The sequence below is a fragment of the Lentilactobacillus fungorum genome (genome assembly GCF_016860605.1).
Classification (GTDB): domain Bacteria; phylum Bacillota; class Bacilli; order Lactobacillales; family Lactobacillaceae; genus Lentilactobacillus; species Lentilactobacillus fungorum.
The window spans coordinates 123,718-140,234 of the sequence record NZ_BNJR01000007.1 but is presented as its reverse complement, the minus strand read 5'-3'; the positions used below and the strand labels follow the sequence as shown (position 1 = coordinate 140,234).

Genomic DNA, 16,517 nt, shown 5'->3' with positions numbered 1-16,517 from the left:
GTAATCACAGTCAGTATAATTACTTGTAATTACGTCATTTTCCAGTTATTCTATCAGTGAAATGAAAGGAGCTGACTGCTATGGAAAAGAAAAGCACCGAGCGGGTACTAGGTGAATTCGCTACCCGCCGAACTGGTAATTCATTGACTTTAACAGTCCCCAAAAGCGCTGGCATCCCTGCCGGAAAGCGCTTTGTTTTAATCATTAAAGAAGATGGCACTCTCGAATATCGGGCTGCCAAAGATAACCCATGGCTAGATGGTGAATATGCAGATATTGACTTTAAAGCAGAATTAAATGACGTTGGCAACTATGGTCAAGAGCCTCCAATTGGTAAGGAGCGTGTTAACTAGTGACTCCTAAACAAGGCGACCTTATCTTCATTGATGCTGAACCTCATGTTGGGCATGAAGAAGGCGGGCACGACCCAATCAATGGCAACATCCGTCGACCAATGGTTGTTATTTCAAATGATGGTTATAATCACGAGCTAAACATGGTAGTTTGTATGCCCATCACTTCGAAAACTAAAACGGATCATCGAATCTACCTCCCCATTGCAGACCACAAAAGCGGTATTCAGGGTTCGGTAATCACCTTTCAGATTCCTAACTATGATTATAAAGCTCGTCACGGCGAAGTGGTGGGCCAAGTGAGTGCTACACTTCTAAATGAACTAATCGAACGCGCTAAAAATATTTTTTGAGTCAACTTGCTGAGAAAATGCCAATAACCCAAGCGTCTTGTTTCCAGAATTTAAGCCAGTAGAATCACCATTTAAAGATGAAAATGGTGACTTTACTGGCTTTTAGTTAATCGTTGTTTAGCCAATCTAATCCTTTTTAGGACCATTGAATTGGACATAGTCATGACTCTTTATTGAAGACGGTAATCGATGGTTAGGTTTTGATTCTTCAAAGGAAATATGAGTCATTCCAAGCTTCCCCATACATACGTAAGCCCCAGATTATAGCAATTGTTTAGGTTTCCTCAAAGCGTTTCTTCAACTTCTTCTCACTAAACGCCATCAGGCTATCCGGATCAACATCGTACTGGCTGCACAAAATCAATACTTGGTCCATAACATCGGCGAGTTCTTCGTGAAGATTGTCAAAACGTTCAACTGCCGTTTCGTGTTCGCCGGGATGATCCCGACCAATTTCAATCGCTCGAATTGCCCGGGAAAGTTCGCCAACTTCCTCAGTCAAAAAATTCAGCCTGATAAATGACGAATACTGGTACCATTGACGCTGTTTGTAAAAATCCACTAACCAGTTTTGGTGCTGTTTTAAAGTCATCAATTATCCCTCTTCCAATTGGCTTGTCACCATATTACTAAGCGCCCGCTTATTGTAACGGTCACCCCAAGTTTCCATCGCGGTAATGACCGGACGGAGCGTCTGCCCAAAATCAGTCAACGAATATTCGGTCTTGACCGGCACAACGGGATAAACCCGCTTTTGAATGACGCCGTCTACTTGAAGCTCATGTAGCTGCAATGCTAACATCCGGCGCGAGCAGTCCGGCATCTGCTTTTGTAAGTCGTTAAAACGCTCAGTGCCAGCCATTAAATGATAAATAATCACGCTTTTCCATTTGCCGGCAATAATTTGCAAAGTGCTTTCAACTGGACAGCCACTCTGACAATCATAAATATGTCGTTTCATCTGCATCAGGTCCTCTTTAATTACGATTTATTCAATTGTAATCCATCCAAATCCCCGTTTCAATTATCTTATGTAGTGAAAAAATTGTAACTTAGTCATTTAAAATTCACTTCTTGTTTCTGAAAATCGATGGCCTACACTTGAAATGTAATTGAAAGGAGAGAATTGAAATGCCACAAATGAAAGCAATTGGTTTTACCCAGCACCTACCCATTAGTGACCCAAACAGTTTTCAAACGTTTACCGAAGAAATTCCCACACCAAAGAACCACGACTTATTGGTCAAAGTCATCGCTACTTCTGTTAACCCTGTCGATATTGGGGTGCGCGGTCACGGTCGAGGAGCCTTGAAACAGCCTAAGGTCATTGGCTGGGACGCCTATGGAATCGTTACCCAAGTTGGTAATAAGGTGTCATTGTTTAAGAAAAACGATCGGGTCTTTTATGCCGGCTCCTTCATCCGATCCGGTTCGGACAGCGAGTATCAACTCGTTGACGAACGAATAGTCGGCCATGCGCCAATGACGCTAACGCCAGTCGAAATTGGCGTCATGCCGCTTACTAGCCTAACCGCTTGGGAAGCGCTGTTTGAACGATTGCGGATTAACCGAAACGCTAAAGCTGAAAACGCCCAAAAAACTTTACTGATCATTAATGGTTCTGGCGGAGTCGGCTCGGTTGCCACTCAGCTTGCCCATTTGGCCGGTCTTCAAGTGATCGCTAGCGCTTCGAGGCCTCAAACCATTAAATGGGTCAAACAAAACGGCGCCGATTGGACCGTTAACCACCACGCAAACTTGGTGACTGAAGTTCGCAAACTTGGTTTCCACTATGTCGATTATATTTTAAACCTCAACGACTTGGATGGCCACTGGAACGAGATTGCCGAACTCATCAAGCCAGAGGGTGCGGTTTGCGCAATTACCGAAAACAAACGCGGTATTGATTTGCAAAAACTAACCAAGAAAGCTGCTTCGTTCAATTGGGAATGGATGTACACTAAATCCTATTACCACACAGATGACATGATTAGCCAACACGAAATTCTCGATCGCATCGCCCAACTGTTAGACAGTGGCGACCTTCATTCAACTTTGACCAAATCGCTCAAACCAATCAATGATGTCAACCTAAAAGAAGCCCACCGGTTGGTTGAAACAAATCATATGATCGGCAAAGTTGGGATTTCAAACGATTAATTTAAGTGCCCTTGACAAAATGAACCCTTCGGCATACGCTAGTTCTATGAATATCGAACAAAGCAAAAAGGATCGCCGGCTATCGGAAATTTTTAAAACGTTAAGTGAACCCAACCGGATCAGAATTGTGCGTATTTTACACCATTCAGATCGGGAACTGACCTGTTCAGAAATTAGCGAACACTTAAACATCAGTAAGTCCACCGTTTCTTATCATTTTAAAGCACTTCGTCAGGCGGGCCTCACAAATACTCGACAAGTTGCTCAAACAAAGTACTTGTCGATTAACGAAAAGACTTTCAGGGAATATTTGCCTTCGTTTCTGGATTCCTTATAGTCTTTTCTTTTTAGCTTTGTATTTCGATAACAATCGAACAAGGAGACAGTAACGTGTTGAACTTATTTTATGCATCCGGGACAAGTGCCATGGCACCCCATATTTTATTGCAAGATAGTGGCTTGCCATTTACGGTTGAAAAGGTTAACTTAGATAAAAAGACTTGGGCAGCTGGTAACTATAATCAGATTAACGAAAATTCTTACGTTCCAACTTTACAGATCAGTTCCACTACTTACCTAACGGAATGTGCCGTTATTTTGGAATATATCAGTGAGCAAGCCGATCAGCGTTATTCGTTTGATCATCATACCGCTGAATACTGGCAACTCAGGAGCTGGGCCAACTACATTGCCACTGAGCTGCATAAGAACTTCATTTCTCCGTTTCGCAAGGGCAACTGGCTGCCAAACACGGCTGAGTCCAAGCAATTAGTCTGGCAGCGCGTGCGTCCCCGATTGCAATTTGTGGAAACCCATCTGGTCACTCCCTGGCTAATGGGCAGCCAATTCACATTCGCGGACCCCTACTTATTCGTCATGACAAATTGGATGAAGCGGCTTGGTTATTCATTCGACCAGTTGCCAAAGCTTGCCCAATTTGACATTAATATGCGGCAACTTCCAAGCGTTGCCCACGTGCTTCAAATTGAAGGTGCCCCCCATTCTCTTACCAACCCTACCAACCGAAAGGAAGACGACCATGATTAAATACAAATACGACACGCAGCTTCTCATTGAGGGATGCAAAATCAGCGAAGATGAACTGAACGACCAGATTCTCGCCAAATTTGAAGGTGACTCCCTCTTAGCCGTTGGCGATGAATCCTTAATGAAAGTTCATTTTCATACTAACTATCCATGGAAAATCTTGGAATATTGTTCAACTCTTGGCGAAATTTTCGATATTGTGGTTGAAGATATGGACCGGCAAGCACGGGGATTGAAAGGCTGAACGTTATTGCTTTGTTTTCAGCTGAAACATCCTTTGATCGTCACACAACAACGATGCGAAGGCAATTAGTAAAGATAGCCCACCAAATAGCCCGCTAAGTTAACATAATCACGTTAACCTAGCGGGCTATTTGGCAAAAGTATTGCACGAATCTCCTCAATTAGAGGCTACTATTTTCTTTTTATTAAAACGCCATCTGCTTTGGCCACGCAATTGCCACCAGCCCGCCAAGGGTCAATATCAAGATTAACGCCGTCAGCAGGCCATTATGGTAACTCACTTGAATGGTATGTTTGCCGGTCGTCAGATTAGTAACCGTCAAGATATGGCTGCTATTCGAAGCTAGTGGCACCTGCTTGCCATCCACCTTGACCGTGTAATGATGATCATAAATAACAAACGGGAGGGCCAGCTCCTTGAGTGGCGCGCCAATGTCGACCGTCATAGTTTTGCCAGCCGGTTGGCTCTTTTCGTCAACTGGGATATTAACGGCTGGGTTATTATCTTGGATAGCCCGTTGCATCGACAAAGTATGAAAAGTATCATCAGTCATCTTTGGCAAATAATCCGCCGTATCAATATAGGTCATCAAATGACGATACTGCTGCAAGTTGGTCACTCGATACCACACTATTCCCTGAACAAAGGGAATTTGATTGCTATTTGGATAAAGGTCGGCCTTGATTTCTGGTGACTTCATTTCAAAATTCACCCGCCCGGCCTGAGAGTTCAAGCAAAGTCCCAGCACCACTAGTGTCAAGATCCCAAGAATCCCCAAACGATAAGTTCGCTGAGGGACTCGGCGCAATAAATCGGACCCAATCACGCTAAATAAATACGTAAATCCTAATTGGGGCAAAATCAAAAACCGCCACGGAAATTGCAGCAAAACGATTGGCGTGTTTTGAAATAAACGCCATGGAAACAAATTACTGCTTAAAATGACGAAACCAAGTCCCACCCAAAAGATTGCCTTGCTAAAATGGGTCAAGTGACGGTACCTGATAATTGCCAACCCGAATCCCAGTAAAGCAATCATTGTAAAACCATAAGCAATATTGTTACTCAAAGCTGCCGTTGTGTATTTCCATAACGAAATGCCATTTAGCGGAAATGTATACGGCTTGGTCATCTCAACGCTGGTGCCAAAATGCAGTGCCGGAAGCCAAAAACTACTACTGAGTAGGACCGCTATGCCAATCGCTTTACCCAAATTCAGCCATTTTTGGCGATTAATTTTTCTAATGTCAATTAGTAGAAAAATGACCAAAGCCATTAACGCTATCAGAATATTCAAAACGTGACTGAGGCAGACCACCGTCATCGAAGCCGCCAGCATGCGGTATTTCCCAGCAGTTACCCAATGGTAATAACCGGCAAAAACCAATGGTAAAATCATAATCGTAAAGCTGATGCCAATATCGACCATCAAAAAGTTATAAGTAACGTTTAGCCCTGACAAGGCGTAGGCAATCGCAAAAACGTAAGCCCCAACCGAATCATCCTTTCGAACTGAGTGATAAGCGGCGTAACTTATCCATAGGCCCAAAAACGTTGTCAGGATAATGCCAAGATAAAAACTGGTGATGGGGTTGCCAACCAAAAGCCGAATGCCAGCAAACAAGTACAGCGGCAGCTTAGGGTACAAGCTCATCACCGCTGACCCCAACTGATTCAAATCAAAGGTCGCCAAGTAGGGATTCAAGCTGCCATTAATCAAATTCTGATACATCTCATCGATTCGCTGAAGGTGAAATTGTAGATCCTGGCCGCCAAATAACCAATGATAACGGAATAACCCAATCACGTTAAGGACACTAAAAGCCAAAAACACAATTGCCGCTACCCAATATTTTTTGATAAATAGCATCAGCCGTGACCCAACTGACCCTTTATTCGCTGCCTGCGCCCCATCAACCATCAACCCTTTGCCTCACATTCATTAATCATTATAAAATCTCCAAGTGCCATTTTATCATAAAGCCTGCTCAAAATTTTAGTCCATCCATTTACTTTCGTCAGGACCAATTGGCAGCACTCGGTCAATTGATTCAACCGGTGCATCACTGACCATAAAGAAGTGTTCTTTAATCGCTTGAAAATCAGTATTCTGCTTAAACGCGGGAATTTGGTAGCACCTTTTAGCATATTGCCACAAATTAGGGAAGGCAGTCAGTGGCTTGAGATTTAGTTTGCTTTGGAAATAAAAAACCGTGTCAAAGCGAATCAAGCTAGTTGTCAGCCAGAAATCAGGCACCGTGACGTGATCGCCCATCAAAAATGGCCGGTCAGCTAAATGCTGGTCTAACCACGTTAAGCGGTCAAAGTATTGGTTGGCAAGCTGTTGGTAGGCTTCCTGTGAAGAAACGCCCGCAATCTTGCCGGGAATCGAGGTAATATCTTTAACGATCGTGTCAGCCATCCGCAAAATAGCAGCTTTGTCAGCTTCGGGCAGAATGTCGGCCACGTCAGTTCTAAAGTATGCTTTCCAATTCTCGGCGAGTTCGTTCATAATTGTTTGCGATGAATTATTGACGACTTTGCCAGATTTCACATCCACTAGCGCTGGAATTGTCGGCCGATCTGTAAAATTCGGGTCCGCTTTTTCAAAGTTCTCCCGCAAACTGGTGGTCTGCAAAACCGGGTCCTTCTCGTCTCCCTTGCCAAAGAACCAATTGTCGTCAACGCCGGCATGCCTGAGTGAATAAATGACACCCTTGGAAATCACTTGATCCAATCCCACGTAATCGATCATCGTGGCAATGGGGGTTGCCCATGGACAAAAGCGTCCCCAAATTAACCGGTAACGATTGGGTTCGACTGGTAGTTCACCGGTTGAAAACCGCTTTGAAAATGGTGATGAAGTCGTTTCCTTTGGCTGCCAAGCACAAGCAGCGTTTGTTTTTTCTTGTTTAGCCATATAATCATCTTCCATCCTTGCATATTTATAACTAGTTTACACGAAATTAACTGTCAAAATACCCAATTGGGTCAAAAAAACGGTCAGAAAAAAACTTTTTCTAACCGCTTAGCGTTGCATACTATTGATAAGCATCATATAATTTCTCAAAATTAACCGTTCCAAGACCTGTCGCTTGGTTATAAACCTTACCTGGCTGACCGGTGTAATACAAATTTGAATTATTGGTATCACTGTCCAAGACGGTAAACGGCGTCTTATCCTTATCTTGCGCTAATTGATAAATTTGTGGGTTCCAAAATCCCATTCGGGTTCCCTTGCCACTATTAATGACTGCCGTTGCTCCGTTAAATTGTGGGGCGACGACACTGGTACCACCCGCAACTTGCCACTTACCAGCCGCATAAATCTGATAACCGGTCATCGGATCAGCATCTGCAGAAAGATCAGGGTAATTGCGACCATAGTCCGTCCCGCTTAGCAATACTGGGTTTAGCCGTGGCTGCATGAGATTGGAAACATACTCGCGGGCATTAAACGTATTAACCCCGGAAACGCCCTCTTGATATTTCGGTGTGCCATAGATATGGCTGATGCCGCCACCGCCACCAGCAAGCAGTTGCCGATAGGCTGAGAAGTTTGATAAGAATAGCTTACGATTATTGGCATACATATCAAATAAGTAATCACTGCCCCAAGCCCGCTCTTTGTTTACGGAAATCTGATAATTTCCTAAAGTTCGTTTGAATGGTAGCGTTGTCCCACCAGCTGTGGTCACCCATGGATTATCCGCTGGAAATGTCCCATAGGTGCTGTAATTAGGTAAGCTAAACGGGCCAATTTTGCCACCGATTCCATAGTTATAAGCACCCGTATCACCAGCGGAGACAAACGTTGAAACGCCCTGCAAAGCACCTTGCGCCATCACCAAATTTAGCACTTTCGCATAAACTGGCGTTAACAGGCGCTGGCTTTTAAGATAATGCGTCAAGTATTCGCTAATCCCCCAACTCATTGATAGCGAACTGGCTTGGTTCTCATCGAAGGCCGTCGCATAAGCGTTCACAAGCCCCACATCACTGAAGTTGGCCTGATAGACCCGAATATTTGCCTGAGGGGCAATTGCGCCAGACATTTCAATATCCATGTCCGTCTCGGTTCGACCGATTGCATCATTGGTTGCCACGGAAGCCTGACTCCCAATTTTTTTGACACTAATTCGATTAGGCTTGGTCGAAATCTTTTCGGCTTGCCAATAATGTTCCGCATCCTTTTTGGTTACATCAGCAAACGTTACAATCCCCAGTGTCTGTCCTTGGCCTTTGTAACCCTTGTCGTATAGCGGCTGGAGTTGATAACGACTTGTAAATTTACTTGGCGCATATTTTGCCTTAACCTTCGAGCTGTCACTTTGTTTTTTAGCAAGCGTTCCTGAACTTTGCTGAACCGTCGTAATTCCCAGAACTGTCAGCACATTAGCCGCCAAATTAGCCGGCATCACCGGCTTTTTACTAGAAAATTGAACTGGGTTCGAATGGTATTTAGCAGTTTGAAGGTTGGTTGAAAAGGCCTTGTTGACATTTTTGGCCTTTCCTGAAACCTTGATGATCAGACCATTTTGGAAACTTTGAGATTTCAAATGGTATTTGTTAAAGAATGGTTTGTACTGACCTACGACCGAAGCCGGTTGACCAAATTCCCCTTGAAATTGACTGGGCGTATAAAACTGCTTAAACGCCGAATTACCGGGTGTGTTAACGGCCATCACTTTGTCACTTAATTGCCCCTCGTTCTTCGGCTTCAACACGACGTCTAAGTAAATGTACTTATTTGGGGAAACCTTCTTCTTTTGGGTGAGCTGCTTTAAAACCTTATTCACACTAACCGGGACTTTTCCAGCAGCCTTCTTTTTGGTAGCAGCTTGTACATTGGGAACCAGCGCTAGCAATAACGCAAAGCTCGCAATCCCAATGAGCCATTTCTTCGCAATTTTCAATTTCAACAACTTCTTCCCTTAACTGAATTTACCCCAACAGTCATTCAAAACCCCACACCAGAATGTCCATTAGACTATCTATATTGATTATCGTCTAATGGACAGAAACTATTGTGAGGGTACACTTTTTGATTAATTATGTCAACGCCATTACAGATTGATGACATTTGAAACATTTGCCGAGTCTTATTGCCATTTGTCAAGCCATCGTCAGAGCTGCCCTATTGGTTCACAACGGTAAATCGTTCGTTTCGATGCTGAGGGGCTAAAATTTCATCCACAATTACCTTAGCGACGGTTCCCGTGGTCACTTCTGACTTGCCGGCTGAATTTCGCATGAGTTCGTTTTCCCCAAGCTCATAATCTGCCAACGCACCGGGAATAAAGTTGGCACTAGGTGAAATGGCCACCCAGTTCACGTCTTTGGTATTCATCAATAGCTGATATTCTTTGAATTGTTCACGAGGAGTCGAAATAAATGATTCGTTATTTGGCATCTTTTCCAGTCGATCAATCAAGCGGTGGCCACCGCCGATTTCCAAACTAGCGGCCCCTAGAATGAAGAATAGCCGCGGCCTTTCTTGATTTTTAGCTAGTTCCACTAACTTAGCCGCCAAGTCAACGTGTTGATAAGCTTTGGTGGCATCACGAATCGCAAACGCGTCCACAACAACGTCTAAATTCTCAATATCTTTTTTCTGAATTTCAAAGGCATCCTTCTCTTTGATGGTCACCTGATCGCCAAACATTTCCTTGGCCTTATCCGCGCTTCTGACAAACGCCACAACACTTAACCCCCGCTTAAGCGCTTCGTCTGTAATGGCGCTGCCCGCTCGACCAGTTGCGCCAATGATTCCAATTGATACTGTCAAGATTCATTCCTCCATTCTGCCTATGATAAAACCTTTCATTACCCTTATTACATTTAGTATCTGATATTTATACACGATGCGCAACGATTTAGGCCAGCCAAGGGGGAATTACTAAGTGAATTGGCCTTTGCAACTTTAGGAACAATATTTAACTAAAACAAGCCTTGATTGGGTCATCACCAATCAAAGCTTGTTTTAGTTAAATCCTCATGTGAACGCCGCATTATTGAGTAAGCGCAACATCTTTACCAGCAACATCAATCGTAATTGGGTCGCCGCTCACCAATTTAAAGTGGGCACCAGCTTGGTCAACATCGACTTCGATCAAGCGGCCACGGAAAACTTGGCGGAAGGAATAGTGGGTCCATTTCTTTGGTAAAAATGGCGCGTAGTGCAGCTTGCCATCTCGAATCCGCATCCCGGCAAAGCCCTGGACAACCGCGATCCAGCCACCGGTCATTGCCGTGATGTGCAGCCCATCAACCGTATCGTTGTTATAGTTATCAAGATCTAGCCGAGCGGTTCGTTCGTATAAGGCAACCGCTTTATCTTCATAACCCAAGTCAGCCGCCAGCACTGAATAAATTGCTGGTGACAAACTAGATTCATGGACGGTGTATTGTTCGTAGAAATCAAAATTAGCTTTCTTCTGTTCCGGCGTGAAGTCATCGATGAAGTCCCAGATACCTTGCAACACGTCACCTTGTTTGATATAGGGCGAGCGCAAGATCTTATCCCATGACCAATGCTGGTTAATTGGCAGCTCATCGGCTGGAATTTCTGACACTGGCTTTAGGTCCTTATCCAAAAAGCCATCGTGTTGAACAAAAATATTCAGCTCTTTATCATATGGCAGATACATCTTATCAACAATATCTTGCCACTGCTTCTTTTCGGCTTCGCTTACGTTTAACTTCTTCGCCTGTTCTGGCGACACTTTAGCGAGAATTTCCAAAGTATACTTCAACGTCCACTGAGCTAAGATATTCGTATACCAGTTATTATCAACGTTATTTTCATATTCATCCGGTCCGGTAACCCCATGGATCATATACTGTTGTTTCCGCTGGCTGAAGTGAACCCGATCAGCCCAAAAGCGCGAAATTTCGGTAAGGACTTTTGACCCTTCGTGAAGGACATAGGACTCATCACCGGTATAGCGCGTGTAATTGTAGATTGCAAAAGCAATGTCACCATTTCGGTGAATCTCTTCAAAGGTGATCTCCCATTCATTATGACATTCAATCCCATCAAAGGTCACCATTGGGAAAAGGGCGCCCTTTAAGCCTTGTTGCTTAGCGTTATGGTAAGCCCCGGCCAATTGCTTGTAGCGATACATTAACAAATTGCGGGTGACTTTCGGATCAGTAATTCCTAGATAAACCGGTACCGCAAAGGCCTCGGTATCCCAATAAGTGGCGCCACCGTACTTTTCACCGGTAAAGCCTTTTGGCCCAATATTTAAACGGGCGTCTTCGCCATAATAAGTGGCGAACAATTGGAACAGATTAAAGCGAATGCCTTGCTGGGCTTCCGTATCGCCATCGATTTGGATATCCGACTTATTCCACCGATCGGCCCAAATCTTAGTGTGGGCAGCAAACAACTCATCATAACTTTGAACGGCCACTTGATCGCTCAATTCATCCATCGCTTTAACGAGCGCTTCATTTGAATCATAATCGCGTGACGTTACCACAATGACCCGTTTTTCTAAAGTCGCTGTCGCTTGAGGGGCCAACTCACCGGTGAATTGATTCACAACTTCCTTATCGTTTGGCTGGTCAACTTTCACACTATCTAAATCCGTTACGTGATTCATTTCCATGGCCGAAGTAAACCTTGGTGTGCCAAAGGGGTTGGGCGTGGTTTCGGCGACTACGCTGCCAGCTTTGGCATTTTGGTCAGTTGAAACCACTTCCCAAAAGCGCTCGTCATAATTAGCATCTTCATTCTTGACATCGGCATCAATCGCTGAATCCACAACGATGCTCACTCTGCTAGAACCAACGTTACGGAGTGTCAATCGTTGAACAGACAGTTCCGGTTGGGCAACACTCACAAAGCGCTCAAAGGAAACGGCTACTTTGGCCTCGCCCTTAGTGATCACAAATGATCGCGTTAAGATTGCCTTTTTCATATCAAGGTCCAACTTGAAGTCACTAAAGGTATCCTTAGCCAGATCGATTTTTTGGTTATTAATTTTGACGTTCATTTTGATGAAATTAACCGCGTTAACAACTTTACCGAAATATTCGGGATAGCCGTTTTTCCACCAGCCAACCCGGGTTTTATCCGGATACCACACGCCACCAAGGTAGAGGCCAGCTAAACTATCACCGCTATAATCTTCTTCAAAAAAGCCTCGCATCCCCATATAGCCGTTACCAATGCTCGTCATCGATTCTTGTAATCGCTTGTCCTTAGGGTTAAAGTCGTGGGTTACAATATGCCATGGCGCTATTTCAAACGTTCTCTTCATAGTCTAATGTCCTTTCTAAGCTTTAAAAGTTTCTTTGATAAATCCAACTGAAACGGCCCCTAATGCCATCACGATTCCAGCAAGCAGGAACATATTTGGCTGAGCATTGCCTAGGAGTGGGAACAGTGCAAAACTGGCCAGTGATGCCACGATTTGTGGTAGACAGATTGAGCCATTGAAGAGGCCCAAATAAGTTCCCATGTGTTCACCAGACAAAGCATTGGTGACCATGGTTAGTGGATAAGTATTCATCGCGGCCCAAGACATTCCAACCAACGTAAACGAGATGATTAATACATACTGGGTGTGAACGAAGAATACTGACAAGAAACCAACTGCGCCAAGCGCCAAGCTCAATGAATAGCCTAACTTATGATACTTATTAGGCACTTTTGCCAAGACGTAGGACCAAACAACGGCCGCAATCGACTGAACGGCTGCTAAGACACCATACCAGTTACCGGCAGCTTGATACCCGGAAGAGGCTGCGTCGGTGGTGTGCCAAACGTTGCTGGCAATGGCGCCAGCAGAATAAGTCCACAGGTATTGGAAGGCAACCCAGCAAAAGAATTGAACCAGTGTTACCGTCCAAAAGACTTTGGGGGCCTTCTTAAGCAATGTCCACCAATTACCACCCGTGGTATTGGCTTCTTCTGAAATGCCATGGTACTTAGCGTAAGTTGCCGGGTCATATTCGTGAACCTTAAAAATTGTAAATAAACTGGTAATCAATAGAATTGCCGCGCCAACGTAGAATGAAATAACCACTGACTGAGGAACGACGCCCTTTTTAGCGGTGTTGGCAACACCAATGGCGGTAAAAATGAACGGAAAAATCGCTGCAATCACCGCACCACCGTTGGATAAGAAGCTTTGAATCCCATAGGCGTAACTCTTTTGGTCATCGTTAACCATGTCACCGACCATCATCTTAAATGGCTGCATGGCAATATTTGACGAAACATCCAGCAAAGCCACCGTCACTGCGCCGAATAGCAGCGCCGTAATTGACGCGTAGCCAAAACCAAAACTACCCGAATTCGGCAATAAACACATCACAATAATCGCAATTAACGTTCCAAGTGCCAGGTATGGCAGCCGTCGACCACCTAATTTAGGGGCCCAGGTTCGATCTGAATAATAGCCAATGATAGGTTGCACGATTAAGCCGGCAAGTGGTGGCAAGATAAAGAACCATCCCAACTTGTTTGGATCAGCGCCGATGGTTTGAAAAATTCGGCTCATTTGCGAACTTTGTAAGGTAAAGGCCATCTGCACGCCAAGAAATCCAAAGTTAATCATCCAAATTGTACTGGCGGAAAGCTTCGGTAATCCCGACTTTTTGGTTGCCGCCGCACTACTTTGTTCATCCATATTCTGCTCCTCCATTCAAAAAATAATAGCGTTTACATTGAGTATTATGACACTACTTAAAAATTAATGCAACCGGTTGCACACTTTTCTTTTTCACTTGCCGGATTCAATTTATCATCATTGAAAGCGTATCAATTTCCTAAGTAATGTGTAATACTTCACTACGCTTAAATCATAACCCGTTACAAAAATAATTAAAAAAATTTTGACCGGCTTTTTTCACTCCTGATTCTTTTCAGGGTCTAGACCACGCTTATTTTTGAAAAGTATGTCAAACGTATGTCATAAGCTTTTACAGTGCATTATTTTTAAAACGTGGTATATTGTACAAGAATTCACAACTAGATGTTGCAGCATAAATCTTTAGGGGGTGGCAGTTAAATGTTGTTAGGCAGCGTTGAAGCAGGTGGTACAAAATTTGTTTGTGCCGTTGGAAATGAAGATTACCGCATTTTAGACATCACCAATTTTCCAACGACTACACCGGCAGAAACTTTAAAAAAGACGATCGATTACTTCAAACAATTTAAGGATCTCCAAGCAATTTCAGTATCATCATTTGGGCCGATCGAACTTCGGCAAAATTCGCCAAAGTATGGCTACATTACGAACACGCCAAAAGTTGGTTGGGCAGACACTGACTTTGTTGGCCGGCTCAAACAGGCTTTTGATTTACCAATCCACTGGACGACCGACGTCAATGGTTCGGCATATGGCGAATATGTGATGGCAACGCTCTTTAATGAGAAGATTAATTCACTGGTCTACTATACAATCGGCACTGGTGTCGGCGCCGGTGCGATTGTTAATGGCGACTTTATCGGCGATATGGGGCACCCAGAAATGGGCCACGTTCGATTAAAGCGCCATCCTGATGATCTCAATTTTAAGGGAATTTGTCCCTACCATGGTGATTGCCTAGAAGGTTTGGTATCGGGGCCAACCTTTAAAGCCCGTTTAAACAAAAGCGGCAAAGATGTCCCATTGACCGATCACGTTTGGGACATCATGGCATATTACGTTGCCCAAGCAGCCATTCAAGTCACGTTAATGCTGCGGCCGGCCAAAATTGTTTTTGGTGGCGGCGTTGTGAGTGAAGCTTTCTTACAAAAAGTACGCTCGCAATTCGCTGACCTCATGAACAATTACGTGGATGTCGGCGATCTTAATAATTACATCGTCATGCCGTTAGTTAAAAATAACGGTTCGGCAACCGTCGGCAATTTTGCCCTTGCGCTTAAAGAATTCAATAAGTAGGTTGATCATTTTAGGAATTCCACACTTTTTGTGGGAGATTAGGACAGCTACGCCAGGCAGAAAGCTACACATAAGCACCTCGAACAAAAATTCCAAGCCCGGGAATTTCCGTTCGAGGAGCCTTATGTTCCGCTTTCTAACCGCCTGGCTTCGCTCACTTATTTTTAGGACAGCTACGCAAAGCAGAAAGCTCCGTGTAAGCACCTCAGCCAAAAATTCCAAGCCCAGGAATTTCCGGCTGAGGAGCCTTACACTCCGCTTTCTAACCGCTTTGCTTTGCTCACTTATTTTAGGACAGCTGCGCAAAGCAGAAACTTCCGCATAAAACATCTTGGCCAAAAATCCAAGCCCGGGATTTCCGGCCAAGCTGCCTTATGCTCCAGTTTCTAACCGCTTTGCTCCGCTCACTTTATTTTACGAGGAGAATAATAATGAAAGCATTAGTATTAACCGCTACAAAGAACATGGAAATTCAAGACATCGACAAGCCAACGGTTCACCCCAATGAAGTCTTGGTTGAAACTAAGTACGCTGGGGTTTGTGGAACCGACCACGCCCTTTATAATGGGCTGCCAGGCTCCGCTGATGCCGTTCCGCCCATTGTGTTAGGTCACGAAAATTCAGGGGTTGTTGCCGAAATTGGTTCTGCAGTGACCAATCTCAAGGTTGGTGACCGCGTAACGGTTGACCCTAACATTTACTGTGGCCAATGCTTCTATTGTCACACTGATCGGCCAGAACTTTGTGAAAACTTATCCGCAGTTGGCGTTACTCGAAATGGCGGCTTGGAACAATACTTCACGGCACCGGCTTCAGCGGTCTATCCCATTCCAGATGATATTTCATTTAAAGCGGCGGCAACCATCGAACCAATTTCGTGTGCTGTTCATGGGGTTCAGCTATTAAATGTCACCCCTTATCAACGGGCATTAGTCATTGGCGATGGCTTCGAAGGCCAATTGTTTGCCCAAATACTACAAGCTTACGGCATTCACCAAGTTGACTTAACCGGTCACTCAGACAAGAAATTAGACCTTAACCGTGAAAAGTTAGGTGTCACCAACACCTTTAACACCAATCAAGTTGACATGCCAACTAATGACTACGATATCGTTATTGAAGCTGTCGGTTCTCCCAAGACCCAAGAACAAGCCATCGAAGCAACTCGTAAGGGCGGCCAAGTGTTAATGTTTGGCGTCGGCGCACCTGACGCCCATTTCTCAATGAATACTTACGAAGTTTACCAAAAACAATTAACTATCCAAGGCTCTTTCATTAATCCAAATGCCTTTGAAGATTCAATTGCGTTACTTCAAAGCGGCAAATTAGACGTCGAAGCTATCATCAGTCACGAGTTACCTTTAGAACAAGTTGAATCCTTCTTGCAAGGAAACATCAAAGGTGTTTCAAAAGCCGTCGTTAAAGTAGGTGAATAAATTTTGACAAGTTCAAATCAATC

General features: G+C 44.2%; 16 protein-coding genes. 8 read left to right on the top strand and 8 right to left on the bottom strand.

Annotation, left to right across the window (positions count from 1 at the left end):
- The first annotated feature begins 80 nt into the window (after nucleotides 1-80).
- Together YK48G_RS03595 and YK48G_RS03590 are read left to right on the top strand one after the other, a co-directional pair.
- The gene (locus YK48G_RS03595) at nucleotides 81-353 is read left to right on the top strand and encodes a hypothetical protein (RefSeq protein WP_203629340.1); all 273 of its coding nucleotides are present in this window, start codon (nucleotides 81-83) and stop codon (nucleotides 351-353) included.
- Nucleotides 353-706: a type II toxin-antitoxin system PemK/MazF family toxin gene (locus tag YK48G_RS03590; protein ID WP_203629339.1), complete on the top strand. Its 354-nt coding sequence runs from the start codon at nucleotides 353-355 to the stop codon at nucleotides 704-706. Before YK48G_RS03595 ends, YK48G_RS03590 begins: the two co-directional genes overlap by 1 nt.
- A gap of 274 nt (nucleotides 707-980) precedes the next feature.
- Here YK48G_RS03590 and YK48G_RS03585 read toward each other — a convergent pair whose 3' ends face one another.
- The gene (locus YK48G_RS03585) at nucleotides 981-1,298 is read right to left on the bottom strand and encodes a MazG nucleotide pyrophosphohydrolase domain-containing protein (RefSeq protein ID WP_203629338.1); all 318 of its coding nucleotides are present in this window, start codon (nucleotides 1,296-1,298) and stop codon (nucleotides 981-983) included.
- Between the two features lie 3 nt (nucleotides 1,299-1,301).
- Entirely contained in the window at nucleotides 1,302-1,667 is a 366-nt protein-coding gene (locus tag YK48G_RS03580; protein ID WP_203629450.1) for a winged helix-turn-helix transcriptional regulator, read from the bottom strand.
- Between the two features lie 179 nt (nucleotides 1,668-1,846).
- Between YK48G_RS03580 and YK48G_RS03575 the strand changes: the two genes are divergently transcribed.
- Genes YK48G_RS03575 through YK48G_RS03560 form a run of 4 tightly spaced genes read left to right on the top strand, consistent with a single transcriptional unit; the run spans nucleotide 1,847 to nucleotide 4,157 of the window.
- Nucleotides 1,847-2,866 carry a zinc-binding alcohol dehydrogenase family protein gene (locus YK48G_RS03575; protein ID WP_203629449.1) on the top strand — a complete coding sequence of 340 codons (1,020 nt, stop codon included), beginning with the start codon at nucleotides 1,847-1,849 and terminating at the stop codon, nucleotides 2,864-2,866.
- A gap of 46 nt (nucleotides 2,867-2,912) precedes the next feature.
- Nucleotides 2,913-3,203: an ArsR/SmtB family transcription factor gene (locus tag YK48G_RS03570; protein WP_203629448.1), complete on the top strand. Its 291-nt coding sequence runs from the start codon at nucleotides 2,913-2,915 to the stop codon at nucleotides 3,201-3,203.
- 53 nt (nucleotides 3,204-3,256) lie between these two features.
- Entirely contained in the window at nucleotides 3,257-3,913 is a 657-nt protein-coding gene (locus YK48G_RS03565) for a glutathione binding-like protein (protein WP_203629337.1), read from the top strand.
- On the top strand, nucleotides 3,906-4,157 hold the full coding sequence (locus tag YK48G_RS03560) for a fatty acid kinase subunit FakA-related protein (RefSeq protein WP_203629336.1): 252 nt from the start codon (nucleotides 3,906-3,908) through the stop codon (nucleotides 4,155-4,157). Before YK48G_RS03565 ends, YK48G_RS03560 begins: the two co-directional genes overlap by 8 nt.
- Before the next feature lie 184 nt (nucleotides 4,158-4,341).
- Here the strand turns inward: YK48G_RS03560 and YK48G_RS03555 are convergent, their stop codons facing one another.
- The 6 genes from YK48G_RS03555 to YK48G_RS03530 form a co-directional block, all read right to left on the bottom strand.
- Complete coding sequence (locus tag YK48G_RS03555; protein ID WP_232365274.1) at nucleotides 4,342-6,078, bottom strand: 6-pyruvoyl-tetrahydropterin synthase-related protein; 1,737 nt, start codon at nucleotides 6,076-6,078, stop codon at nucleotides 4,342-4,344.
- Between the two features lie 75 nt (nucleotides 6,079-6,153).
- The gene (locus tag YK48G_RS03550; RefSeq protein ID WP_203629334.1) at nucleotides 6,154-7,077 is read right to left on the bottom strand and encodes a glutathione S-transferase C-terminal domain-containing protein; all 924 of its coding nucleotides are present in this window, start codon (nucleotides 7,075-7,077) and stop codon (nucleotides 6,154-6,156) included.
- A 121-nt stretch (nucleotides 7,078-7,198) separates the two neighbouring features.
- Nucleotides 7,199-9,073 carry a S53 family peptidase gene (locus YK48G_RS03545; protein WP_203629447.1) on the bottom strand — a complete coding sequence of 625 codons (1,875 nt, stop codon included), beginning with the start codon at nucleotides 9,071-9,073 and terminating at the stop codon, nucleotides 7,199-7,201.
- 221 nt (nucleotides 9,074-9,294) lie between these two features.
- On the bottom strand, nucleotides 9,295-9,945 hold the full coding sequence (locus tag YK48G_RS03540; protein ID WP_203629333.1) for an NAD(P)-dependent oxidoreductase: 651 nt from the start codon (nucleotides 9,943-9,945) through the stop codon (nucleotides 9,295-9,297).
- Between the two features lie 223 nt (nucleotides 9,946-10,168).
- The gene (locus YK48G_RS03535; protein WP_203629332.1) at nucleotides 10,169-12,427 is read right to left on the bottom strand and encodes a glycoside hydrolase family 65 protein; all 2,259 of its coding nucleotides are present in this window, start codon (nucleotides 12,425-12,427) and stop codon (nucleotides 10,169-10,171) included.
- 15 nt (nucleotides 12,428-12,442) lie between these two features.
- A complete protein-coding gene (locus YK48G_RS03530; RefSeq protein WP_203629331.1) occupies nucleotides 12,443-13,801 on the bottom strand; it encodes an SLC45 family MFS transporter in 1,359 nt (452 codons plus the stop codon).
- Nucleotides 13,802-14,182: 381 nt separating this feature from the next.
- Between YK48G_RS03530 and scrK the strand changes: the two genes are divergently transcribed.
- A complete protein-coding gene (scrK, locus tag YK48G_RS03525) occupies nucleotides 14,183-15,058 on the top strand; it encodes a fructokinase ScrK (protein WP_203629330.1) in 876 nt (291 codons plus the stop codon).
- Nucleotides 15,059-15,489: 431 nt separating this feature from the next.
- Nucleotides 15,490-16,494, top strand: coding sequence for a zinc-dependent alcohol dehydrogenase family protein (locus YK48G_RS03520; RefSeq protein WP_203629329.1), 1,005 nt, complete (start codon nucleotides 15,490-15,492; stop codon nucleotides 16,492-16,494).
- Nucleotides 16,495-16,517: the final 23 nt, after the last annotated feature.